Source organism: Lactobacillus sp. C449L (assembly GCF_059900815.1).
The window spans coordinates 1-24,199 of record NZ_JBWXGA010000003.1; the positions used below are offsets into that span (position 1 = coordinate 1).

Sequence of the window (24,199 nt, forward strand, 5' to 3'; positions counted from 1 at the left end):
GAAAAAGTACGGTGGCAATAGCAAGAAGGAAACACCTGTAACCATGCCGAACACAGCAGTTAAGCTTCTTAACGCCGAGAGTAGTTGGTGGGAGACTGCCTGCGAGGGTAGGAAGCTGCCGTGCTTTTTTAATATTCCGGCTTAGCTCAGTTGGTAGAGCGCTTGACTGTTAATCAAGATGTCGTCAGTTCGAGTCTGACAGCCGGAGCAAGTAATAAAGAAGAGAGGACCTTTACTGGTCCTCTCTTTTTTGGCTTTATTGAATACTGAATGTTTTTAGGCAATTAAAGATTGCTTAGGCTTACTTAATGCTAGGCTGAATTGTCAGATTGGTAAATGCTTTGATTAATTTTTGCAGTCCTTCAGTTTGTTGGGATCTATGCTTGATCGCAATAAAGTATTTTATTTGAATCAGATTATTGTCAAGTGGAAGTAGGTTAATTGGAGTTTGAGCCATTCGCTTAATAATGCTGGCAGCAGAAATTGTTAAACCCACGCCTTTAATTGCCAAATTAGTTGCTGTTAGAACGCTGTTACTTTCTAAAACAATATTTGGGCTAACGTGAAATTTTTGAAAGGCACCATTTACTTGCCGCCTGATTGCGGAATTAGCAGAACTGACAACGAATGGCTCTTGCAAAATATCTTTGATATCATATTCGTTTGGCTTTAGAATAAAGCGATTTTTTTTGAAATAGGGCGACTTAGGAGAAATGATGACATAATAATTTTCGCCACCATTAACATAAAAGTCGATTCCATGATTGAGTGATTCCGGAGTTTGTCCCAAATAACAATCAATTTCCTCGTTTAGAAGTTTTGTTTCATTTTTACGGGGATAAGTTTCGGATAACTGAATTTTTATGTTAGGATTTGCTGTCAGAAAATCTGGTAAAAGTTCTGGTAATAAAAATGTTCCTAAACTTTCCAATACGCCAATTCGAATCACTTCTTTATTAGGCATAGCGAATGGGGTTAACTGTTCAATTAAAGTTTGATTATTAGCGATAGCTGCTTCAAGATATTGATAATAAATAATCCCTGCTTCAGTTAAAGTAAAAGGTATAGTTTCACGATTAATTATTTTGGCTTTTAACTTACGTTCCAGTCTCATAATTAACTGTGTTAGGTATGGTTGAGAAATGTATAACTCGTGTGCTGCACGGGTAAAATTACTTTCTTTTAACAAGACATCGATATAATGCTGTAATATTTCTGGATCTTTCATATATTTCCTCCCATAGCATTTTTATTATAGCTTACTTGCTATAAAACTATTTCACCTTAATCATGAAACTTAGTAAAATTTAACTATCAAGCATTCAATAAGGAGGAAGCAAGCATAATGAAACCAGGTACATATAATGTCAAAGCAAAGGGTCATGGTTCAAGCTTTATGCCAATGAAAGTTACCCTTTCAGAAGATAGCATTAAAGATATTGCTATTGATTCTAGTGGCGAAACTAAAGGTGTCGCTGATGAGGTTTTTAAGCGTTTGCCAAGAGAAATTATTGCTAATCAGACTTTAAATGTTGATGCAGTTAGTGGTGCAACAATTTCAAGTCATGGCGTTGTTGATGGCATTGCGCAAGCAATTAGTGAAGCTGGTGGAGACGCGCAAGAATGGAAAACTCGTGTTAAGCCAGCCTTAGCTAGTGGCCAAGATCAGAAATTAGATACCGATGTTGTTGTAATTGGTGCCGGCGGTGCGGGACTTGCTGCAGCAGCAAGAACGATTCAAAACGGTAAAAAGGTTGTTGTACTTGAAAAGTACCCTCAGATCGGTGGTAATACAACCCGTGCAGGCGGTCCACTTAATGCAGCGGAGCCAGAATGGCAAAATCAATTTAAGACTTTAGCTGGTGAAAAAGAAAGTTTAGAAAAATTAGCAGCAATGTCGATTGATGAAATTGACCCAGAATATCAAGAAGACTTCAAGAAACTACAAAAGCAAATCAATGAATACGTTGAGTCGGGAAAAGATTGCTTATTTGATTCAGTGTTGCTTCACGAAATTCAGACTTATTTGGGAGGCAAGCGGACAGATTTAAACGGAAACGAAATTCACGGTAACTACGCTTTAGTAACCGAATTAGTTAACAATGTGCTTGATTCAGTTAAGTGGCTGACGGATTTAGGCGTTAAGTTTGATCGTAGTGAAGTGACGATGCCTGTAGGTGCTTTATGGCGTAGAGGCCATAAGCCAGTTGAACCAATGGGTTACGCTTTTATTAGTGTTTTAGGCAAATGGATTGGAGAGCATGGTGCAGCCACTTTAACAGAAACACGGGCAACGCACTTAATTACTGAGAATGAGCGAGTTGTAGGTATAATTGCTGAAAGAAATGATGGCAGCAAAGTTACTGTTCATGCACAAAAAGTAATTTTAACTTCTGGCGGTTTTGGCGCAAATACCAAGATGGTGCAGAAATACAATACTTACTGGGAACATATTGATGATGGCATTGCTACAACTAATTCTCCGGCCATTACCGGAGATGGAATTGCTTTAGGTCAAGAAGCTGACGCTGATTTAGTTGGTATGGGCTTTATTCAATTAATGCCAGTTTCCGATCCAAAGACTGGTGAACTCTTTACTGGTATTCAAACTCCCCCGGAAAACTTTATTATGGTTAATCAAAAAGGTGAACGCTTTGTCAACGAATTTGCAGAACGGGATACTTTGGCTAAAGCAGCAATTGCCAACGGAACGCTTTTCTACTTAATTGCGGATGAAAAGATTAAGAAAACTGCTTATAACACCACCGAGGAATCTTTAGAAGCACAAGTAAAAGCCGGAACTTTATTGAAAGCTGATACGCTTGAAGAATTAGCTCAAAAAGCTGGCATGGATTCAAATACTTTAGTTAATACGATTAAAAAGTACAATTCTTATGTAGATTCAGGTAAGGATCCAGAGTTTGGCAAGAGTGCATTCAATCTTAAATGTGAAGTGGCGCCGTTTTATGCTACGCCACGTAAACCAGCAATTCATCATACTATGGGTGGCTTGAAAATAAATCCAAAAGCTCAGGTTCTTAATAAGCATGGTCAAGTAATTAAAGGTTTATATGCTGCAGGTGAGGTTGCTGGTGGACTCCACGCCGGTAATCGCTTAGGCGGTAATTCATTAGCTGATATCTTTACTTTTGGCCGTATTGCAGCAGACACAGCATGCAGCGAGATTAAGGATACTGATGCAGCAACTGGTGCTTCCCAACACTAGTTTTTCTGTCAAAAACAAAAATAGTTAACCGAAATGGTTAGCTATTTTTTTATTTTAAATATAGCCATACTCTAAGTTGGCAAACTGTTTTTTATTAGATAGGGATACTGTCTACTATCTCTTGAATTTCTTTTTTGCGGCCTTTGATAAAATCTATAAAATTAGTGACTTCGGGTGAAAAAATTTGATTGGGGTCATAAGTTAAATATACTTTTCTTGTATTTTTGGGTAAATTTAGCTTAATTTGATGAATGTCAAAGCCACTCAGGTAAATTGTTTTAGCCACTATACCAACTATGTTGTTTGTTAGAACTTGTCCGGCAATTGCCAGTTCATCATGTAGCCGATTAGTGATGTTAAGATTGGACGCTCTTGCTAATAAAGCATCACTTATGTCTTTACCAATTTGAATTTTCTTTGTATAAGTAATAATTGTTTCTCCCTGTAATTCTTCAGGTGACATTTCTGAAATTTTAGCCAGTTCATTATCCTGGGAAACAATAGCGATGATTTCTTCCGTATAAAGCGGAACAAAAGTGAACTGGTTAAATTCAGGGACATAGGAACAAATTCCGATATCATACCAGCCATTTTTTATTCCTTCGCAAATTTGGTACGAAGGATTGTCGTGGTAAATAAAATGAGGAGAATAACCAATTTCTTGCTCATATTGTTTAGTTAAATTAGGTAACAAAATACCAATAGCAGTCGGAATTCCAGCAACATGGATGTTACCAGAATCTTGACTAACCTTTTGATTAATTTTTCTTTTTCCTCGTTCCAGGGTATCTATAGATTTAACGACGGTATCATAAAGTATTCTTCCATAATCAGTTAATTGCACATGTCTACCGTTATGTTTGAATAGTTTACAATGCAGTTCATTTTCTAGCTGCTTGATTGATACAGATAATGTTGGCTGACTGATATATAGATTTTCAGCTGCTTTGGTATATTGCCCCTGTTCAGCCAATTCGCGAAAGTAATAAAGTTGATTTAAGTTCATGGTTTTACCTCAAAAGTAATATAGAGTAATAAAGATTAAAGTATTGTATTAATAATTTTAATTAAAGTATTGATAATAACTATATCAAAATGTACGTAAGTAACTAGATTTTATTGTTTTAACAATAAAAAATCAAAAAATTATCCAAAAAAATAGATAAATAACTTGCTCTTTCTGATATGATAGCGCTTTTAATCTATAGGCGCTAATAATATTTAGTGGTTCATAATCAATTATTCTAATTTTTCGAAGTAGGATATATTAATGGTGCTTATCAATGGCTAAATTAGAAAGGTAAAGTTATGGAAAAAAAGAAAAATTATGCTGGAGTTGCAACCTCTGTTTATCTGCATTTTGCAGTTGTTGGAGCTGCAACACTATTTATTAGTCAATATCGGCAAATATTAGCTCAAGCTTGGAATGCAAATGAGACACAAGTTTCACTTGTAATTGCAATGGTTGGCCTGGGTAGAATTATTACAATACTATTTGCGGGTGCCATTTCAGATAAAATTGGCCGAAAAAAAACGTTATTAATTGCCTTAATTTGTGATGCAATTTTCTTATTAGGTGCTGCTTTTGCAAATAGCATCTGGGTTGCTGGAATCGCTGCGCTGTTTTTTGGGGCAACCAATTCTTTTGGAGATACAGCAGGTTATCCTGCCTTAGCAGATGCTTTTCCTGATAAAACTGCAACCATGAATTCATTTGTTAAAGCAGCAATGCAAGTAATGCAGATGCTATTTCCATTCTGCGTTAAATTGATAAAAAACCCTAGAGTTACGGCTGGCATACTAATATTTATTATCTTAGTTGATGTATTAGTTACGCTTAAAACCACCTATGCATCGCAGATAGTTGATAAAAAATCAACATCTGTAAGTGAAAGTGAGGATAATTCAACTAGTGATAATCAGCCTAAGTTAGCAATTGACGGTTTAATGATTATCGCTTTAGGATTTACCCTTTGTTTTACTTTCTACATATTTTCTTTATATGCCCCATATTATGGTCAATACGTTTTAAACCAACCAGCAGCGAATGCTAATCAGTTGGTTTCATGGTATTCGATTGCCTCATTGATTTCAGTTTTTGTGACTTCAGCGCTAGTTACTAAAGTCAAAAGACTCCAGTTAATCATGACATATTCTGCTATTACTGCACTTGGATTATTGTTTATGGTTCTTAAGCCATCATTAATTGCAGGGGAAATTGGCGCATTAGCAGTTGGATTTTTCACTGCTGGTGGGGTTTGGCAAGTCGGTTTGTCAGTTTTAACCTCCTACTTTCCGCAAAGTCACGGTAAAATCACTTCATACTACAGTTTTGCACCAGCAATGGTTTACTTTGTTGCCCCTCTAGTTGCAGCATTTGTTTTAAAAGCCAATTCTACCAGTACATTGTTAGTGTTTTGGATTACCGCGATTATTGCAATTATTTCAGTAGTTTTATCAGCAATTTTAATTATCCGTAGTAAAAAATTTAATATTAAAGGTTAATAGGTTTAGAAGGTGATTTTATGTCAGAGAAAACAATTAAAGCTCATGCCACTGGACGCAATGGTCAAATTGATTTTGATATTAATGTTGAAGACAATCAAATTAAAAAACTCAAGGTAACTAAAAACCATGAGACACCGGGAATTTTTAATCAAGTTGTTGATAAGCTCGAGAAAAGCATCATTGAAAACCAAAGTTTTGACGTAGATGCGATTTCTGGTGCTTCAATTATGACCCAGGCAATATTAGACTCTGGTAAAAGAGCGCTGGAAACCGACGGCGTTAAAGTAAATTCTAAGTTAAAAAAACAAGTTCATACAGATAAAACTATTGATACTGATGTTGCAGTAATTGGTTCAGGCATGGCTGGATTTATGGCGGCTTGCCGGGCACTTGCAATGGGCAAAAGTGTACTTTTAATTGAAAAAAACGGCTATCTTGGCGGTGCAACTATTTTAAACGGTTCAAACGTTGTCGGCACTGGTTCTAAAGTGTCTGCAAAATTATTTGGCAAAGAGGCTCAAGCTGACTCTCCGACTCTTTTAGCTAAGGACATTGCTCGCGAGAGCCGTGGAACTAACTACCCTATGCTTTCAAACTTGCTTGTTAACAATATTGGCAAGGCTGTTGACTTTATTACTGAATTTGCGGCTTTGACTTATCAAAAAGCCGAGACGCAAACAATTGAGCATACGGTCGACCGCCAGATTGAAATGCCTTCAGAGAGCTCTTACGAGTTGATTTCTAAAGTGTCCGAAGCTTTTGTAAAAAAGGGAGGCAAAATTTTAAGCGAAACCCGGGTTGAAAAATTAAATAAAAACGAACAGGGAAAATTGATCTCACTCATTGCCGAAAGTAAATACGAAACTGTGAAAGTGAATTTTAAGTCGCTAGTGATGGCTGCAGGTGGATGGGGAGCGCGTGACTACCGTGAACACAAGACGGATATTCCTTACTATGGTCCAATGACATCTACTGGAGACTACTTTGACTTTGCGAAAGATATGAACTTAGTATCACGCAATCTCGACTGGTACAAGATTTACCCTCATGGCTTAGAAGTTGAGCCAGGCATTGCTAAACTGACGACCTATTCGACTAAAGAGGCAAGTGATATGGGAGCAATTTTTGTTAACACAAGTGGTAAGCGAATCGTTAATGAGTCCGCACCATACACTCACTTTAGGGATGCAATCGCTGCCCAAAAAGATAAAATTGCTTTTGTAGTAATGGATGAAAGAACTTGGAACAGGTTCTATGAACTGCTTTTAAAATATGGATTTACAGCTGATGAAATTCAGGGATTTTTTAATCTGGAAGGTAAAAAGAGCCCAATTTTAGTTAAAGGCGATTTACAAACAGTAGCTCAGAAAGCTGGCATCAATTTTGAAAATCTGCAAAAAACATTAGTTGGCTATAATGAAGCCGTTAAATCAAGAAATGATGCTGAATTTGGTCGGCCTGTTCAGTATATGCACGAATACGTTGGCGACACTTACTATGTAATCGAACAAAAACTGCGCTTTTGCACTACTTTGGGCGGCTATGAAACCAACAATCACATGCAGCTTTTGGACAAAGAATTTGATCCGATTGGCAATTTTTACGCATCCGGTGAAATTATCGGTGGTGCAAACGGCCACGACTCAATGCCAAGCATGATGAATTCATGGAGCTATGCATCAGGTTTTGTTGCGGGAACAGAAGCAGCGGATAATGCCAATTCTTATCAAGCCCCAACAGCTTCAAGTGTAGATACGGATGTAGCCACTGGTGCAACACACAAATAAAGAAAAATTATACTATTTTATAAAGGAGAAAAATAATGGTTAACAAAATTACTGGCGTTAACGGCCCAATTACCGGCTGGTTAGACGGCCACACATACTTAATTGGTTTGATGGCTTATCCTATTCGTCATTCGATGTCACCAACAATGCACAATAATGCTTTTGCAAAATTGGGTTTGAACTATACATATCTGTGCTTTGAAATTGGCAATGATAAGCTGGAAGGTGCAGTTGATGCAATCCGCACTTTAGATATGCGCGGTTCAAACGTATCAATGCCAAATAAAAAAGAAGTTATTAAATATCTTGATAAATTATCCCCAGCGTCAGAAATGTGTGACGCCGTTAATACTATCGTTAACGATCATGGGGTTTTGACAGGTTACACGACCGATGGTATTGGCTTTGTTCAGTCTCTTAAGGATGAGGGCATCTCCATTAAAGGTAAAGTAATGACTATGACCGGTGCCGGTGGAGCCGCAACGCCAATTGCAGTTCAATCTGCCCTTGATGGCGCAAAAGAAATTAGGATGTTCAATATTAAAGATGATAAGTGGGCTCAGGCTGAAAAGAACGTCAGAACCATTCAGGAAAAAACAGACTGTAAGGTTTCTTTAACTGAATTGAGCAATCAAGATGCCTTCAGGCAGTCAATTGCTGAAAGTGATATTTACTGTGATGCTACTAGTGTCGGTATGAAACCTCTTGAAGACAAGACGCTAGTTTCAGATCCGTCATGGTTTCATAAGGATATGGTTGTCTTTGATACGGTTTATGCACCGAGGACAACAAAACTGATGCGGGTTGCCCAAGAAGCCGGCGTTGAACATGTCTATGATGGAATCGGCATGATGATTGACCAAGGTGCCGCATCCTTTAAATTATGGACTGGTAAGGATATGCCCACCGACTATATCCGAGAAATTATGTTTTCTGATGAAAACCAATAGTTGAGGCGAAAAAATGTCTACTGTAAAAATCCGAAATGTTGTGCTAGGAGAAGGTCTGCCCAAGATTGCTGTTCCCAATGTCGGCACCGATGAAGAAGAGATTTTAAATTCAGCTATGAAAATTGCAGATGCCAAACCTGATTTGCTGGAATGGCGGATTGATTACTATTCTGCTGGTATTAAAAACGTAGAAAAATTAGCCCAAACCGCTAAAAAACTTCGTAATTGTGTTAAAGAGTTACCAATTCTAGTTACTTTTAGAACCAAGAACGAAGGTGGTGCCTGTGAGCTAAGTGAAGACGATTATCTTAACTTAATAGAGACATTAATTGAAAAACGTCTTGGCGATGCGGTTGATATTGAGCTTTTCCATGATGAAAAGCGAGTCAAACACTTGGTGCAACTGGCTCACGACTATAATGTCATTGTAATTATGAGCAATCATGACTTTGAAAAGGTTCCTGCAAAAGATGTGATTGAGTTCCGGCTTAAAAAGATGGCGGAACTTGGAGCAGATGTCCCCAAGCTGGCCTGTATGCCGCACAATGCAAGCGACGTGCTGACGTTACTTGCAGCCACGAGTGAAACTAGCGAATTAATTCCTAATCCCCTGATTACGATGGCAATGGGCGATATTGGCAAAGTAACTAGGGTTGCCGGCCAAGTTTTTGGTTCAAGTCTTTCTTTTGGTGCTGTTGGTAAAACTTCGGCTCCAGGACAACTGTCAATTGAAGATTTACGTAACGCTGAAAATTATTTGGCATTACAATAATTAAAAGTAAACAAAAAATCAGGTGCGCCATTTTATTGGAGCACCTGATTTTTTGTTTACTCTTCGTATGTACCAACTTTTTTCAACTTGCCCAAGACACTCTTGCCATGAGGCGATTGCCCAATTTCAACGGTCAAATCGCGGCCAGCTAAATTGCCGTGGTGTTCACCTTCAGCCCAGTGAGGATTGCCAGTTACATCATATACTTCACCGTCAATTGCAACATATGCTGGACTACCATTTTTACCATCAAATTTTGCTAAAGATTCTTTTGTAAACTTCTCCATTGAAGTTACCTCTTTTCTGCCTATTAACTAACAAATGTTAACCTGCGAATATCATAGTTCAAAAAAACAAATAAGTCTATTGGTTTTTGGATTGGTTTTGATAATTATAGCGCCACCCTGCGATATCCCATGGAGTAAAAGTATAGTCTAACTTGCGGTGGTAAAATTTTTCGTAAGCTGCAACTTTTTGCTTATAATCTTGGGCCAGCATTTTCTTAGAATTTTCGTTAGCGCTTAGTTTAATATCAGGATAAATTGTTGGTAGAACGTGAACGATATATTTAGTTTGGTAAAAGTTGGGATGATCTTTTTCTAGCTTTTCAGTTGACTGTATTTCAATAAAAGTTGAAATAATTGGAACATTTTGTTTTGCGGCAAAATAATAGGCACCGCGCTGTAACTTACGTGGTTTGCGATAATTCCACCACATTTCCTGTTCAGGGAATATCAATACCCAATTGTTTTCTTCAAGGGCATCATGAAGGTGGCGGGGGAATTCGGTGCCGACATAGCTAGGGCTTTTAACCAGCGGAATAGTTCCCACGTAGTTCATTAGGTAACACAAAATACCTGGTAATTTGAGGTTGGTGTCTTCAATTGCAATTGCCAGTCGGTGGTGGGTTTTATTTGCTAAATGCTTAATCGGTAACGAGTCAAGTTGATTAAAGTGATTAGCTGTAATAATGGCTCCACCTTTAGGAAGATTATTAAGATTTTCAAGTCCGTCGAACTTTGTAGTAGAAGTGAAAAAGCGGGTCAAAGTATTAAAAAATAAATGGCCAATCCGATCGTTAACTTTACCCTTTAAGGTGCTTTGCTCAGCCCAAAAAGTGTTGACTAAGTCTTTACGTTCCGCCAGAGATAACACTGGGTCACCGACTTCGACTTTTGCAGTCCAATCACCGCGGTTAGCAGCTTCTTTAATGTTTTGAATTACTTTCTCACGATTATCGCCAATAATCATAAATTGACTGATCCTCGCTCTTTAACGCGGGCCCAATTATTCGGGTCATTAACAGTTTCATCTTCTTTAGCTAGCATACGGTCAAGCTTACCCCGATCTTTTGCTCGCTGCTTATCAGTATAATTTTCTAGTTCGTCCTTTAAACCATGGTAAAACTTGGTTTCTTTTGCACTGTTCCAGAAGTATTCTTCATATTGAATATTAGTAAAATGCCAAGGTTTAAAGAATAGATTATAGTGAATCAAACTTGGATTAGAAAGTGGCTGAGTATTGTCGTTTGGCATTGCGTCCCACTTGGGATCAAGATGCAAAATACGCTTGTCACCTATTTCGTTTAAATAATCTTGATCAGGGGCAATACAATCAAAGTGATACTTTTCCAGAAGTTCCATAAAGTGCGGGATGAACTTTTCATCACGAAAAGCTTTACAGTTTAATACCAACATACCAGAATTGATGTATTTTTTAGGCTCAAGATCTAGAACATCTTTGATATACGCTACCATTTTGGGCACGAATTGAATTGAAGAATCTGTACAAGCAGCAAACAGATTGTTTCCAAGTTCAGTGTCATATAATTTACCAATGTCATCATTTATGATTGTGTCGCTGTCAATATAAATTGCCTTATCATATTGTGGAAATAAATCTGGAATAAACAGACGATAAAAAATCGACATTGTGAAAAAATCAGCTCTTAAATAATTTTCACGGCGGTTTTCAATTGGTGCGACAATTTCATCATTAATTTTAAAAAACTCCACATGGACATTATCAGAGCCTAAATCAAGTAAATCTTGCTTATGTTCATCAGATAAGTCTTGGCTTAAAAAGCAAACGGTGTAATCCTTATTCTGATCAGCATGTTTGACCAAAGAATTCAGTGAAACCGCGGCGTATTTAGTAAAATTATCACTGATAGCGAAAAAAACAGGGATTGTCATATATTATTCCTCCAAATTAAATACTAATCTTGCACTAAGTTGGCTTTTAAATCAAGGTATTCAGTTAAAATATCATCATATTCATGCAGCTTCAATACCTTGTGAACCCGACTGACATCCCAAGGTTTAACGGTTTGAGTATGAAAAATAGGCCAGAAACGAAAACTAGTTGTAAAATGCTGAATTACTGTATCTGGTTTTAATTTGTATTGCTCATTATAGCAGCGAGGGGCAATTTTCTTTTCCTTAGCAAAGTGATTAAGCGCTGACTGGTCAGGCATGGGTACAGTTCTAGTTTGCAATAGATGTCTGATTTTAACAAACAATTTAGTTCTTCTAATTTCTGGCAAATTAAGTAGTAGTACCCCGGAATTAATATAATCAAAAGGTTTACGTTCGTGTAGGTTGTGGAAAAAGAAACGTCCCCAGTAATCAAGAACACCAACAAATTCAGTATTGGCTAAATCTTGATGGTAAAATTCAGCTAGGTCGCGACGAACAATTACATCGGCATCAAGGTACAAAATTCTATCTGGTAGCTGCGGAATTTGATCTGCATATAGTCGTAACATAGCATATGGCGTAAAATGTGTGCTCATGTTAGCAATTAAAGGTTCTCTGACAAATAAACCTGTGCAATCCATTAATTTCAAGGTACTTTTAGGATTTTGCTTGATTAAAAGCGATTTTAGGTAATCGGCCGCATGTTTACTAAAAGGACTAAACTGTTTCTTAAAACTTTGAGTATACATCGTAAGGATGTAGATATGGAGTTCTTCTGATCCACTATTTTTTAACAGAGAAAGAATAGCAATAAGAATGCCGTTTTCAGCGTTATGATCGCCGCAAAAAAGAATATTCATTGTTGAACTCCTTACAATTAAATTTGTTCATAAGTGCAGTATTGATAATTACTCAATGCTGCACGTTTTTGCATTGCTAAATAGATTTGCTCATGCAGTTTCTGCTGGGCTTGCTTTTTTTCTAGGTCTGAATCTGGGTAAAAGGGGCCATCTAAATAGACTGTTATCTGAGGACGTTTGCCCCAACTGGGTTTGGAGTATGTGGTAGTCATTGCAAAACTTGGAGCTTTCAGCGCTACCGGAAAATGCATACTGGTTTCGGAAAATGGCCTAATTTTAGTGTAGAAAGGCCAAACGTGTGCTTCTGGATAAATGACAACAGTTTTCTTATCGTTAATGATTGTCGAAACTGCCTTGATTAGTTTACCAGATTGACTGAGAGTTTTACCGACAGGAAGACCAAAGTAAGGCAAAACAAATTTGCCTAAAATAGGAATGCCCCAATTCGCCTGTGCCCCAATTGCATAGTAATTTTTGGTGGGAATAATGCTCAATGGCAGCACAACATCGCCAAAGGCCTGGGTGTGATTACCATAAACAAAATATCCCCTTCCATTTACCGCACTTAGCTTTTCTTTTCCCACTATATGAACGTGTAAAAACAGCTTAATATAAATGAAACTAATTAAATGGGCAATTGGTCGCACGATAAGCGACCAACCCTTGCTAATACGAGAAGTGGGAAAGAATGAATAGCTTTCGGGTAGCTGAAACTCTTGGTTCTGACTATCTACCAAGTCATCGGTTAAGTGATGGTAGTAGTACTTTCTTTTACCCATGAAACCCTTCTTTCAATAACAACATTAAGTAATTTTATCATGAAATGCTCAAGATTAAAAAGGTGTATTATTGCATATAGAAAGAGGTATATAAAAAGCCCTACTTTGATCTTAAATCAAAATAAGGATTCTTTTATTTAATTTTGATTGAGCCTACGCTAGACTTGACGATTAACTTATCATTTCCAGAAACATCGTGGCGGAAATGATGACCTTGTCTTTCTCCATGATACGTAATTATTCCAACAGAAGAGGACAAATCGTAGCTCATATCTGTGTCTTCTATTAAGGTCAGTGAACCGGCCGAAAGAGTTATATGGTTTTTTCCACGTAATTGCTCAATCCTAGCGGAACCTGCAGCGAGATCCGCATTAATATTTAACGTACAATTCGTGACTTTGAGGCTTCCAGCCGAAAGCGTAGCTTTAGTGTGTTTTTTAACAACCACATTAGTTAATCTTGTTGAACCAGCGAGCAGATTTAGATCTAGCTCTTGCATAGTCAATTGAACTAGAGTAGTGCTTCCTGCGGATATTTTAGCCTTAATTCGGATGAGTTCAGTACCTTCTGGAATTGTAATGATGATTAAAGGATTTTTGGAATATACGTGTTTCTTTTTAAAGTTAGTCTTTTTTTCTCTAATTACTAGTTTTTGTCCTACAACATCAACTTTTACATTTTCTTGCCCTTCGCCAAAGATGATTGCACGATAACAAGAACCGGCATGAACATTAATGCTAAAAATGTAAGTATCAGAATCTATTTCATTGAATTGGGGTAAGTTGATTTGCTGGGAATGAGAATCAGTTGCTTCAGCGTAATCATCTTCGTCATAATTGCTATTAAGAAAGTCTTTCATATTAAGCTCCATTATTTGTTTAGCTATTTTCGCTAATAATAGTATTGGACAGATCGATAAGCAATAGAATTCAAACCGTAAAGAATATATAATATAAGTTTTTAGCAAGCTCTTAGTTCAACTTTTAAAGTAAAAAATCTAGCATTATACTAGATTTTTGTTGATTACTTTATTTAGTTAAAGAATACTAATATCGCCGTCAGTGCAAATTACTTTAAGAAGTGGCTTACCACTGATACTTTTAGCAAAGTGACCGATATGATTGGATCTGCCGAACCTAATTTCTTCATCGGGATCAGTTGAAAGGTCATAATTAATTTTAGGGGCATTCATCATCAAAAAGTCACCATCGTTTAGGTGAAATGAACTGTTGCCAAGAATTTTTGAATTTTTGATTGAAACATCGCCATCGTTGAGTGCTGTTTTTAGTTTAAACTGACTGTCAGTAGCTTCGACATCGCCCTCATTTAAAGTTAAACTGGCATTTGATAGAACTGAATTAGTTGCTTTAAAATCACCGTCATTCATAGCTAAATTTAGGCTTTTGACAGTAATGTTATTAAAAATAGCGTCGCCATAATTTGGCTTAACATCAATTTTTGAAACCGTCAAATTTTCTAAGATAAAATCTCCTGCATCACATGAGCCAGTTATTTCTGCTATTGCATTCTTTTCAGGAACGGTAATTTCAACTTTATAATCGCCATCAGTATAATGATGCTCTGGCTCATCAGAAATAGTTAATTGGCTATTCTTAACGGAAGCTTTGATCTTACTGATATCGGCCCCGTGACTGCCATTAATAGTAACTTTCCACTTTTCACCAGCAACAATCTTGATATCTGGTCGGTATGAATTCAAGTTAATTTTAGTGAATTTCTTTACCGGGAAGGTTCTTCTGTCAGTTTGATAATTGGACTCACTCCATTTTCTGGACTGGGTCTCTGAATGATCTTGGGTGCGCACGTCATAGTATATTTTTCCACCAACAAATAGGAAAAAAGCAGCAAATAATAGTGCACAAATTGTATAAAACTTTTTCATTTTTTATCCTCTCTATAGCTTATCCATTTTGTTTTAAAAACATGGCAATAAATAACAGTAAGATGAGAAACGGTTGCTAAAAACTATGACAGGTGCTCAATTGACAAATTTTTGCTCGATTGAGGAAAGTCAAAAGAAATTACCAGTTAGTTGAAGTTTCCAACGAATCTTAAATATAGTCAGTAGTTTCCTTATCCTTCTTTTTCTCCTAAAACTTGCTTAACCTGTTCACTAAATTCAGTCCATTCACTTTGAATAGTTTTTAATAGAGCACTTCCGTCAGCAGTTATGTGATAATAACGCCTATTTCGTCCCTGATAGGGTTCATCATAAGTTTCTAGGCAGTTTTGTTTTTTAAGTCGGCGTAAAACTGGGTAAATTGTCGACTCAGAGATATCGAAAACCTCCTGCACGTTTTGAGTTAATGCGTAGCCATATAAATCGCTTTTCGCCAGGAAAGCTAACACGGCACCATCTAATAAACGAGTAGGAATTTGTATTGCCATACTTTTTCTCCTAATATTGTTCTTAATATCATTCTAACTTAGACTTTGAAGGTTGGCAAAACTATAATTTGGTAATTTTTAATTTAATATATAAAGAAAAACACTTGAAAATAATAATTATAAAGATGAGCCTCTCGCTCGGAAAGTTTTAGAACAATGGTGGCTTAATGATGATTGCCTGGGAACTTATGAGTGCAAAATACAAGGTGAGAGAATAGGAGACTATTCGGAGCAATTATTGACTGACATTAGTAGAGAAATGGTTGATAAAAACCTCTAAAATTAGGTAATAAAAAAAGCACCGACTTCTTGCAGTGCTATTTCTATTTATGATGGGTGGCCAGGGGCTCGAACCCTGGACCCACGGATTAAGAGTCCGTTGCTCTACCAACTGAGCTAGCCACCCATTTATGCTGGCAATTAAGTATAATAGCAATTTTTAGGCTATTTGACAACACTTTTGCCAAAATAATTAAAAAAATTCCGGTTTGATAAAAAGGTGAATTGCAAACTAGTTGCAACTCAGAAAAGCAAGCAACAAAAAAACAACAATCAAATGATTGCTGTTTTAGTTTACGATGGGTGGCCAGGGGCTCGAACCCTGGACCCACGGATTAAGAGTCCGTTGCTCTACCAACTGAGCTAGCCACCCAAAAGCGCTATTTACAAATAACTAACGGAAACTATTATGCTATTATTTTATTCTAAATGCAAGTTTTTTTATTAAGTTTGCGTGACTTTTTTGGCTAATAATCCAAAAAACAGTATAATGTTAACCAAAGGAGGGCTTTCGATGCCAAAGAAAATTCTCGTTGTCGATGACGAAAAACCGATTTCAGATATTATCAAATTCAATCTGACTAAAGAAGGCTTCGACGTCGACACTGCCTATGATGGGGAAGAAGCTGTCAAAAAAGTTGAAGAGTATAATCCGGATCTGATGATTCTAGATTTAATGCTACCAAAAAAAGATGGCTTGGATGTTGCGCGTGAAGTTAGACAAACTCATGACTTGCCCATTATTATGGTAACCGCTAAAGATACAGAAATTGATAAGGTACTAGGTCTGGAAATGGGGGCCGATGATTACGTAACTAAACCTTTCTCTAACCGCGAACTAGTCGCTCGAGTTAAGGCTAATTTACGTCGGCGCAGTATTGCCAAAAAAGTTGAAAGTGATGGTGAAGATACTGCTACTAAGAATATTACTATTGGCAATTTAGTTATCATGCCTGATGCCTATATAGTAGAAAAAGAAGGCAAAAAAATTGAGTTGACGCACCGTGAATTCGAGCTGCTTTATTATTTAGCGCAACATATGGATCAAGTCATGACTCGCGAGCACTTATTACAAACAGTTTGGGGTTACGACTACTTCGGTGATGTTCGCACAGTTGACGTGACAGTTCACCGCTTACGTGAAAAAATCGAAGATAATCCAATTCAACCGCAGATTTTAGTGACTCGTCGTGGTGTTGGCTATTATGTAAAACAGCCTACTGAAGAATAGTGAAGAAAGCCCGCAGAACTAACATAATGCGTGGCTTTCTTTTTATATCAAACTTTTTAAAATTATGAAAAAACTAAAAAACAAGTTTAAGCATTTAACTATTTCTATTAATACAACTTTGGCAGTCGTCTTTATGGCGATGATTATTGCCACGATTGAAGTAATCGGGGCTTATTTCACGCGCCAATTAGAGCAAAACAGTATTGAAAGCTTTCAGTCGTCAATTCAGGTGTTACCAATTGTTAGTAATCAGCTTTCGGCTCAACTTTTAAAAGATGATAAGCACTCTAATGCTAACTTAAATCGGATTGTTAGTGACTATAGCAATGGCATTGGCACTATTAGTGAAATTATTGTTGTTGATAATAAAGATATTATTCGGGCAGTGTCCAATTTAAATGATAAAAACCGCATCGGCCAACGTGTTAATAATACTTTGGTTAAACAAGTAACTTCAACGGGCAGACAAGCAACCAAAGTTATTAACGATCATGGCGATTATATGATTCAGGTTACGCCGCTAAATGCTGGTAACGGTTCGGCTAATACGGTAGGGGCAATTTATGTACGAGCATCAATGCAAGGAGTATTTAACGATTTACGAAATATTTCGCTGATGTTCTTGGTTACTTCTTTAATTGCCGCGGTAATGGGGGCAATTCTGTCGCTAGTTGTTTCGCACGCAATCACGAAACCAATTGAAGAGATGCAAAGTCAGGCGCTCAACATTGCGGAAGGCGATTATTCTAGTCAGGTTAAAATTTATTCAAATGATGAATTAGGGCAGTTAGGCCAGGCCTTTAACACATTATCGGTGCGAATTGAGCGTTCACAAGAAGAATCTGAAAGTGAACAGCGGCGTTTAGACAGTGTGCTGTCGCATATGAGCGATGGGGTTTTAGCAACAGACCGGCATGGTAATGTTAACGTTGTTAACCAAATGGCGTTAAGTTTTTTAAATACCACGGAAGAAAACATCATTAACAAACCAATTGCGACTGTTCTGGGATTGGAAGAAAGCTCGCAAGACTTAATTGCCAGTCAAAAAGGCGTTGCCATTACCCTTAATAAAGGCACGCGTGATGAAGTGATTTTACACGCTAGTTTTTCACTAATTAAAAGAGTAACTGGCTTTGTTTCCGGTAGCGTTTGTGTTTTGCACGATATTACTGAACAGCAAAAAAATGAAAATTCGCAAAAACAATTCGTTTCAAACGTTTCCCATGAGCTACGTACCCCGCTTACCAGTTTGCATGCCTATATTGAGGCGCTAAATGAAGGAGCCTGGAAAGATCCCGATATTGCACCAAGATTTTTGCAAGTTACCCAAGAAGAAACTGAGCGTATGATTCGAATGATTAGTGAATTGCTAAGCTTGTCCCGAATGGACCGTGGAGTTTCCAAAGTTGACCTGGAATGGGCTAACTTTAATGATTTTGTTTCTCACATTTTGGATCGCTTCGATATGATTGTTAAAACCGATGCCAAGGAAGGAAAAAAGAAATATAAAATCAAAAGAGAGCTATGCAATCAAGCTTTATGGGTTGAAATTGACACGGACAAGTTTGCCCAGGTTATTGACAACATCATGAATAATGCAATTAAGTATTCACCTGATGGTGGTATCATTACCGTTAAACTACGTCAAGAACAACAAAAAATCATTTTAAGCATTACCGATCAAGGATTGGGAATACCGCGTGAAGACTTGAATAAAATTTTTGACCGCTTTTATCGAGTTGATAAAGCGCGCTCTCGTGAACAAGGCGGTACAGGGCTAGGATTGGCAATTGCTAAGGAAATTGTCGAGGAACATCATGGTAGAATTTGGGCAAATAGTAGTGAAGGCAAAGGTTCAACTTTCTATATTTCCTTACCATATGAACCAATGAGTGAAGGAGATGATTGGGATGAAGTCTAGATTCAAATTTAGTGACATTCTGTTAGCAATTGGGACAATTGCTGTCTTCGTCCTTTCGATTGTCCTATGGATTTTCATTATGACAAATGATCAGTACTTTAGTCATATTGACCAGGTAGGCAATGTAACGCAAAATTCACGCAATCGCCGCAGCCGCATCATTTCTAATCTGTATCTTCCGACTGGTTCTTACGGCTTTAAAGATGGCAAACCGTACCGCTTATATGATGCCAAAAAAAACTTGCCACTTGAATTTATTAAGGAACTTAAAGGAGTACAGTATAAGAGCATTAAAGAAGTTAGTTCTGGTCAAAAAGAATATGAACAAATGCTCAATAATCCAAAGTATATCCAACTAACTTTTCCTAATGAAGTCAACGTTAATCTATTTACAAAAAGGAACTTGAAAACCGGTGATCAAAAATTCAGACGATCTTTTATTTCATCCAGCAACCAGTACTTATACCTTGGAAATGATGAAACTTCAACTATCTATCGTGTTGAACTAAAAAATGCTGATTTTAAAAAACTACGCAGTTATGCTAGCAACATCCGTGGCAAAAAACCAGTTAAATTCGTACGCTTGAAAAATAGCTATGAAACTTTTTATACACAACCTGAAGACTGGCGGGTATATAGTTATCTAACTAATAGCCAAACCGATTCTTACTTTGTGTCGCGTCTTCTGGGTACAACTAACGTATCGACGCGGACGAGTAAAAAAGGTCAGACTGTCTATTCGCTTAACTATTATACAAAGCTACGCGTACCCGATGCTAAAAGCGATCAACATGATCTTTTGTATACTAAATATGAAAAACAAAAGGAGCTGACGGAAAACGATCGCTTGCTAAACGGCGTTGAGTATGTACATAAACTTGGCCTGAGCGAGCAGGATTTGCGGTATTTTGATACAGTTGGTGAAAAAGTAAGCTACAGCAACTATATTGAAGGGATGCCTGTCTTTATGGGAGAGCATAGTCCGCAAATTAGCACGACTTTATCTCAAGGTGCGACTGAAGTTGCTTTTAATAACCTTGACCTGCAAATACCTATCCCCTTTGACGGTCAGACACGTTCTTTACCGCCTACTGATGAGGTAATTCAAAGATTAACCAATGCGGGTATGAAGCGCTCAGAAATACAGCGAATAATTGTTGCATTCAAGGTCGAGAAAGATAATACGCGCGATAATTTAGTTAATTTGATTCCAATGTACTTTATTAAAGCGTATAACGAATGGAAGAATGTACAAGAGTGGCAGCAAGAAGACTTTAATAAGTTAAATAAAGTTGAGGAAACAGAGTCGGAAGGAGGGAAATAAGGTGGACAGAAAGAGAATTGAATGGTTATTTTTTGTCGTTTTCCTGTTAATTGACCTCTACCTCGCAATTGAAATCTGGCGTTCACCGATTAACTTAACCAGTACTGCTGGTAGTACCTCAACTAGCATTCGTGCGGAAATGCGGGCTGACGGAATTGATGTACCACTACATATTTCTCATAAGCAGCAGTCTGGTTATTATCTAGCTGCCAAGAATCGAGACTATCTTTCCGCTAAAAATAGCAATTTAACGCAAGTTACGACGCATTATTCAAAATCTGATAACTCACTAACTGGAACGCCTAAAGCGATGGTTTTACTTAATGGCAGCCATCAGAAAGTTTTGCAACAGTTGGAAGACTTTAAGAATAATCCTGCCAATGTCCCTTATGGAAAAGAATTTACTTATGCCCCAAGTATGTCAGGTGAAGGTACTTATTGCTATGTGCAAAAGACTAACTATGGACAAATTTATGATAGTGATGCGCAGTTAACAATTAATGTGAACAACGGTCAAATTACTAATTATACAATTTCATATATGGGTCCAATTAGTTCAGTGCGTGAACCGCAATTAATTATTAGTGCCTGGCATGCGGTCAAGGCAATGTATACAGATCGAGAAATTGTTAATAATTCGCGTGTAATCCAAGTTAAACTGGGCTATTCCAAATTAACAGAGGTCCGTGGCAGCACGATATTATTGCCGACGTGGCTGATTTTAGTTGAAAACAAAACCACTAAGAATATTACTGTTAAAAGAGTCAATGCATTTACAGGGCAAATTTTGCAGAGTGGCTCATATAATGTACAGAAAAACTAGAAAGGAATAGACAGTGTGCGGGTTTCTGTTTTAGCCAGCGGTTCAACCGGCAATACTAGCCTGATTGAAACCGAACAGCATAAGATTCTAATGGATGCCGGTTTATCCGGTAAAAAAATCAAAGAGCTACTAAATGAAGTTGATGTCGACATTAATGACATTGACATGGCTTTTTTAAGCCATGATCATTCTGATCACAGCAAAGGGCTGGGTGTGTTAATGCGCCGTTATCCCAAAATTGCAGCATATGCTAATAGGGGAACGTGGAAATATTTGGATGAGACGCAAAAAATTGGTCAAATTCCACAAGCGCAAATGAAAATAATTGAACCAAAGCAAACCAAAACTTTCGGTGATGTTGCCGTCACTGCTTTTGCAACTAGTCATGATGCAGCTGATCCGCAATACTATGTTTTTGCCAGTGGTGGAAAACGAATAGCTTTTTTAACGGATACGGGTTATGTTTCGCAAAAAGTTAAAGACGTGATTAAAGATGCAGATGCGTACATGGTTGAGTTTAACTATGATGATATGATGCTGCGCAATGGCCCTTATTCTTGGAGTTTGAAACAGCGAATTTTGTCAGACGTCGGGCATTTATCCAACGAGGATGCAGCACATGCACTTTTAGATGTAGTCTCTGATAAAACCAAACATATCTTTTTAGCTCATCGTAGTCAGCATAATAATACGGCTAAGCTGGCTTACGATACGGCTAAACGGATTTTACTTGATGGTAGTGCTAATTTGTCAAACGATGCTGAAATTATTATGACTGATTCTGATGCACCAACGAATTTAGTGAAAATTTAAAGATAAAATCACATATTTTTTAAAACTTTGTTAGTATACTGGATGAAGTCATGTAAAGGAGATTATAAAATGGACAATCGAAATTCAGGGCATAAGCAAAATGGTCTTGCTAGAACCATTATTGTTGGTGCTGTAGCAGGAATAATCGGTGGCGGCGTTTCATATGTTGCGCTTGACCAAATTAATAATGCAGATTTGAATAATAACAATGCTCAGACCACAATTACTTCTAGTAGTTCGAAGACATCAAAAAACAGTGCCAAAACTAGTGGTACCATGACTCCTGCATATAATAATGTTAAAGGAGCTGTTGTTTCAGTTATTAACTTAAAACGTCAGTCAACTAGTAGTAATAACTCAGTATTTGGCATTTTTGGTGATGACCAAGATGACAATTCCAAGGGCAAAGGCAAACTGCAAACCTACAGTGAGGGTTCCGGTGTTATATACATGAAGTCAGGAAATAAGGGTTACATTGTAACTAATAACCATGTTGTTTCTGGCTCGGACAAAGTTAAAGTGATGCTCTCCAACGGTAAGTCTGTTAATGCGCGCATTGTTGGTACAGATGCTACAACTGATCTGGCCGTCTTAGCAATCGATGCCAGCTACGTAACCCAAACAGCTGAATTTGGCGACTCTAAGAGCCTGCAGGCTGGTCAAACGGTTATTGCTGTTGGTTCGCCGCTAGGCAGCGAATATGCTTCAACTGTGACGCAGGGTATCATATCAGCTCCAGCTCGTAACATTACTACTTCTGCGAACCAGCAAACGGTTATTCAAACTGATGCTGCAATCAACCCGGGAAACTCAGGCGGTGCTTTAGTCAATTCTGCTGGGCAAGTAATTGGAATCAACTCGATGAAACTGTCCCAATCAAGCGACGGCACTTCTGTTGAAGGAATGGGCTTTGCTATTCCCTCAAATGAAGTGGTTAACATTGTTAACCAACTTGTTAAAAAGGGCAAAATTGTTCGTCCCCAACTTGGTGTAAAAGTAATTGCTTTGCAAGGAATTCCTTCAAGTTATAAAAAGCATCTGAATATTAAGTCGAACTTGAAAAGTGGTATTTATGTTGCGGAAGTCAACAAAAATAGTGCAGCAGCTAATGGCGGGATAAAGGTTGGCGATGTAATAACAAAAGTTGATGGTAAAACAGTGACTGACGTTGCTTCGTTACACGGCATTTTGTATAATCACAAAGTCGGTGAAACAGTGACTTTAGCTATTAATCGTGGTGGAAAAGAAATTAATCTCCATATCAAACTAGAAGCAAATTAGTCTAAGGAATATTCATTAATTAGACAAAAAGAAGGCTATACTAAGCGAATCTAATCGTATGTATAGCTTTTTTGTTAACAAAAAGTATGGGAAACATAAAAAAGTTCGTTTTTTGGTGCTGTCAAGTGATTTTTTTTGACTAAGAACTTGTTGATAACTGTGGATAAAAATGTGGATTGTGTATAAAAGGGCTTGAAGTTAATTGGACTAGCTGTGGATAACCTGTGAATTGTGTGTAAACACCGTCTGAGAATAATTAAGTCAAACAACTGTTCAGCAAGCTATACTAGTGTTTACAAGCAAAAGTTTGTGAAATTTGGTAGTAAAAAGTGAACTTGTGGGTAAATTTATCCAATAAAAATAAAAACTTTTTTGAGAACACAACCTGTCCGCCTATTTTTAAATAGAACCACAAAATGTAGTTTTTGGTTGTACACAGGTGTGGAAAAAGCAGGTGGAAACAATGAGAATTAGGGGATAAAATAGAACTATGAATATCAAGATTATCTGTGTTGGAAAACTCAAAGAAAAGTATTTTAGAGATGCAATTGCTGAATATCAAAAGCGCCTCAGCCGTTTTGCGAAAATAGAAATAGTTCAAGTGCCCGATGAAAAAGCGCCTGAAAAGTTTAGTGATGCTGAGCAAGAAAAAGTGAAGGAAATCGAAGGACAGCGTATTTTAAGCAAGATTAAAGCTAAAGAATATGTTTATGTTACCGCGATTACGGGAAAAGAACGCTCGAGTGAAGAATTTGCTCATGAATTAAAGAATTTAGCAACCTACGGTCACTCAGATGTTGCTTTTGTGATTGGCGGTAGTCTTGGCACTAGCGCAGCTGTTAACAAACGCGCGGATGATTTAATGAGCTTTGGCAAATTGACGATGCCACACCAATTAATGCGGGTAGTTTTGATTGAGCAAATTTATCGTGGTTTCATGATTAATAGTGGTAGTCCGTATCATAAGTAAAAGACTGTATGGCTTAAATTTGTATGCTTGCTAGAGGAAACAAGGTAGTTTTAAATTGCACTACATTA

22 protein-coding genes, 3 tRNA genes and 1 rRNA gene are annotated in these 24,199 nt (G+C 37.5%); 14 read left to right on the forward strand and 12 right to left on the reverse strand.

All coding sequences use genetic code 11. From position 1 onward, the window contains the following. Positions 1-7 precede the first annotated feature (7 nt). Positions 8-124, forward strand: a 5S ribosomal RNA gene (rrf, locus tag AC2JF9_RS05665). An 11-nt stretch (positions 125-135) separates the two neighbouring features. Then, positions 136-208 (forward strand) — tRNA-Asn (locus AC2JF9_RS05670). 93 nt (positions 209-301) lie between these two features. Here the strand turns inward: AC2JF9_RS05670 and AC2JF9_RS05675 are convergent. After that, positions 302-1,228, reverse strand: coding sequence for a LysR family transcriptional regulator (locus AC2JF9_RS05675; protein WP_500725849.1), 927 nt, complete (start codon positions 1,226-1,228; stop codon positions 302-304). A 117-nt stretch (positions 1,229-1,345) separates the two neighbouring features. On the opposite strand from AC2JF9_RS05675, the gene AC2JF9_RS05680 reads away from it, so the two are divergent. Continuing rightward, the gene (locus AC2JF9_RS05680) at positions 1,346-3,226 is read left to right on the forward strand and encodes a flavocytochrome c (protein ID WP_500725851.1); all 1,881 of its coding nucleotides are present in this window, start codon (positions 1,346-1,348) and stop codon (positions 3,224-3,226) included. A 94-nt stretch (positions 3,227-3,320) separates the two neighbouring features. Here AC2JF9_RS05680 and AC2JF9_RS05685 read toward each other — a convergent pair whose 3' ends face one another. Further along, positions 3,321-4,232, reverse strand: a complete 912-nt coding sequence (locus tag AC2JF9_RS05685) for a LysR family transcriptional regulator (RefSeq protein ID WP_500725853.1) — start codon at positions 4,230-4,232, stop codon at positions 3,321-3,323. 302 nt (positions 4,233-4,534) lie between these two features. On the opposite strand from AC2JF9_RS05685, the gene AC2JF9_RS05690 reads away from it, so the two are divergent. From AC2JF9_RS05690 to aroD, 4 genes are read left to right on the forward strand one after another with little or no spacing between them, the layout of a single operon-like run. Next, complete coding sequence (locus AC2JF9_RS05690) at positions 4,535-5,731, forward strand: MFS transporter (protein WP_500725854.1); 1,197 nt, start codon at positions 4,535-4,537, stop codon at positions 5,729-5,731. Positions 5,732-5,751: 20 nt separating this feature from the next. After that, a complete protein-coding gene (locus AC2JF9_RS05695) occupies positions 5,752-7,521 on the forward strand; it encodes an FAD-dependent oxidoreductase (protein WP_500725856.1) in 1,770 nt (589 codons plus the stop codon). Positions 7,522-7,556: 35 nt separating this feature from the next. Continuing rightward, positions 7,557-8,471: a shikimate dehydrogenase gene (locus tag AC2JF9_RS05700; protein WP_500725857.1), complete on the forward strand. Its 915-nt coding sequence runs from the start codon at positions 7,557-7,559 to the stop codon at positions 8,469-8,471. 13 nt (positions 8,472-8,484) lie between these two features. Then, the gene (gene aroD, locus AC2JF9_RS05705; protein ID WP_500725859.1) at positions 8,485-9,243 is read left to right on the forward strand and encodes a type I 3-dehydroquinate dehydratase; all 759 of its coding nucleotides are present in this window, start codon (positions 8,485-8,487) and stop codon (positions 9,241-9,243) included. Between the two features lie 56 nt (positions 9,244-9,299). Here aroD and AC2JF9_RS05710 read toward each other — a convergent pair whose 3' ends face one another. The 10 genes from AC2JF9_RS05710 to AC2JF9_RS05755 form a co-directional block, all read right to left on the reverse strand. After that, a complete protein-coding gene (locus tag AC2JF9_RS05710) occupies positions 9,300-9,530 on the reverse strand; it encodes a cytochrome b5 domain-containing protein (protein WP_500725861.1) in 231 nt (76 codons plus the stop codon). A 76-nt stretch (positions 9,531-9,606) separates the two neighbouring features. Then, positions 9,607-10,494, reverse strand: a complete 888-nt coding sequence (locus AC2JF9_RS05715; protein WP_500725862.1) for a lysophospholipid acyltransferase family protein — start codon at positions 10,492-10,494, stop codon at positions 9,607-9,609. Then, positions 10,491-11,438 (reverse strand): glycosyltransferase family 8 protein, encoded by a 948-nt coding sequence (locus AC2JF9_RS05720; RefSeq protein WP_500725864.1) that lies wholly within the window; start codon positions 11,436-11,438, stop codon positions 10,491-10,493. The genes AC2JF9_RS05715 and AC2JF9_RS05720 overlap by 4 nt, the downstream gene beginning before the upstream one ends. Positions 11,439-11,461: 23 nt before the next feature. Beyond that, the gene (locus tag AC2JF9_RS05725) at positions 11,462-12,301 is read right to left on the reverse strand and encodes a glycosyltransferase family 8 protein (RefSeq protein WP_500725865.1); all 840 of its coding nucleotides are present in this window, start codon (positions 12,299-12,301) and stop codon (positions 11,462-11,464) included. Between the two features lie 17 nt (positions 12,302-12,318). Continuing rightward, positions 12,319-13,080 (reverse strand): lysophospholipid acyltransferase family protein, encoded by a 762-nt coding sequence (locus AC2JF9_RS05730; RefSeq protein ID WP_500725866.1) that lies wholly within the window; start codon positions 13,078-13,080, stop codon positions 12,319-12,321. Between the two features lie 133 nt (positions 13,081-13,213). After that, complete coding sequence (locus AC2JF9_RS05735; protein ID WP_500725868.1) at positions 13,214-13,939, reverse strand: DUF4097 family beta strand repeat-containing protein; 726 nt, start codon at positions 13,937-13,939, stop codon at positions 13,214-13,216. Positions 13,940-14,116: 177 nt separating this feature from the next. Continuing rightward, complete coding sequence (locus AC2JF9_RS05740) at positions 14,117-14,983, reverse strand: DUF4097 family beta strand repeat-containing protein (RefSeq protein ID WP_500725870.1); 867 nt, start codon at positions 14,981-14,983, stop codon at positions 14,117-14,119. Between the two features lie 191 nt (positions 14,984-15,174). Next, a complete protein-coding gene (locus AC2JF9_RS05745) occupies positions 15,175-15,489 on the reverse strand; it encodes a PadR family transcriptional regulator (RefSeq protein WP_500725871.1) in 315 nt (104 codons plus the stop codon). 333 nt (positions 15,490-15,822) lie between these two features. Further along, positions 15,823-15,895: transfer RNA gene (locus AC2JF9_RS05750), tRNA-Lys, on the reverse strand. Between the two features lie 173 nt (positions 15,896-16,068). Next, positions 16,069-16,141 (reverse strand) — tRNA-Lys (locus tag AC2JF9_RS05755). Between the two features lie 141 nt (positions 16,142-16,282). Between AC2JF9_RS05755 and yycF the strand changes: the two genes are divergently transcribed. The 7 genes from yycF to rlmH all read left to right on the forward strand — a co-directional run bounded on the left by yycF (position 16,283) and on the right by rlmH (position 24,131). After that, entirely contained in the window at positions 16,283-16,999 is a 717-nt protein-coding gene (yycF, locus tag AC2JF9_RS05760) for a response regulator YycF (RefSeq protein ID WP_500725872.1), read from the forward strand. A 64-nt stretch (positions 17,000-17,063) separates the two neighbouring features. Further along, positions 17,064-18,920, forward strand: a complete 1,857-nt coding sequence (gene walK / locus AC2JF9_RS05765; RefSeq protein WP_500725874.1) for a cell wall metabolism sensor histidine kinase WalK — start codon at positions 17,064-17,066, stop codon at positions 18,918-18,920. Next, complete coding sequence (yycH, locus tag AC2JF9_RS05770) at positions 18,901-20,244, forward strand: two-component system activity regulator YycH (protein WP_500725876.1); 1,344 nt, start codon at positions 18,901-18,903, stop codon at positions 20,242-20,244. Before walK ends, yycH begins: the two co-directional genes overlap by 20 nt. Position 20,245: 1 nt before the next feature. Continuing rightward, a complete protein-coding gene (locus AC2JF9_RS05775; protein ID WP_500725877.1) occupies positions 20,246-21,067 on the forward strand; it encodes a two-component system regulatory protein YycI in 822 nt (273 codons plus the stop codon). A gap of 15 nt (positions 21,068-21,082) precedes the next feature. After that, complete coding sequence (locus AC2JF9_RS05780) at positions 21,083-21,880, forward strand: MBL fold metallo-hydrolase (RefSeq protein ID WP_500725879.1); 798 nt, start codon at positions 21,083-21,085, stop codon at positions 21,878-21,880. 69 nt (positions 21,881-21,949) lie between these two features. After that, complete coding sequence (locus AC2JF9_RS05785) at positions 21,950-23,161, forward strand: S1C family serine protease (RefSeq protein WP_500725880.1); 1,212 nt, start codon at positions 21,950-21,952, stop codon at positions 23,159-23,161. Between the two features lie 490 nt (positions 23,162-23,651). After that, on the forward strand, positions 23,652-24,131 hold the full coding sequence (rlmH, locus tag AC2JF9_RS05790) for a 23S rRNA (pseudouridine(1915)-N(3))-methyltransferase RlmH (protein WP_500725882.1): 480 nt from the start codon (positions 23,652-23,654) through the stop codon (positions 24,129-24,131). Positions 24,132-24,199: the final 68 nt, after the last annotated feature.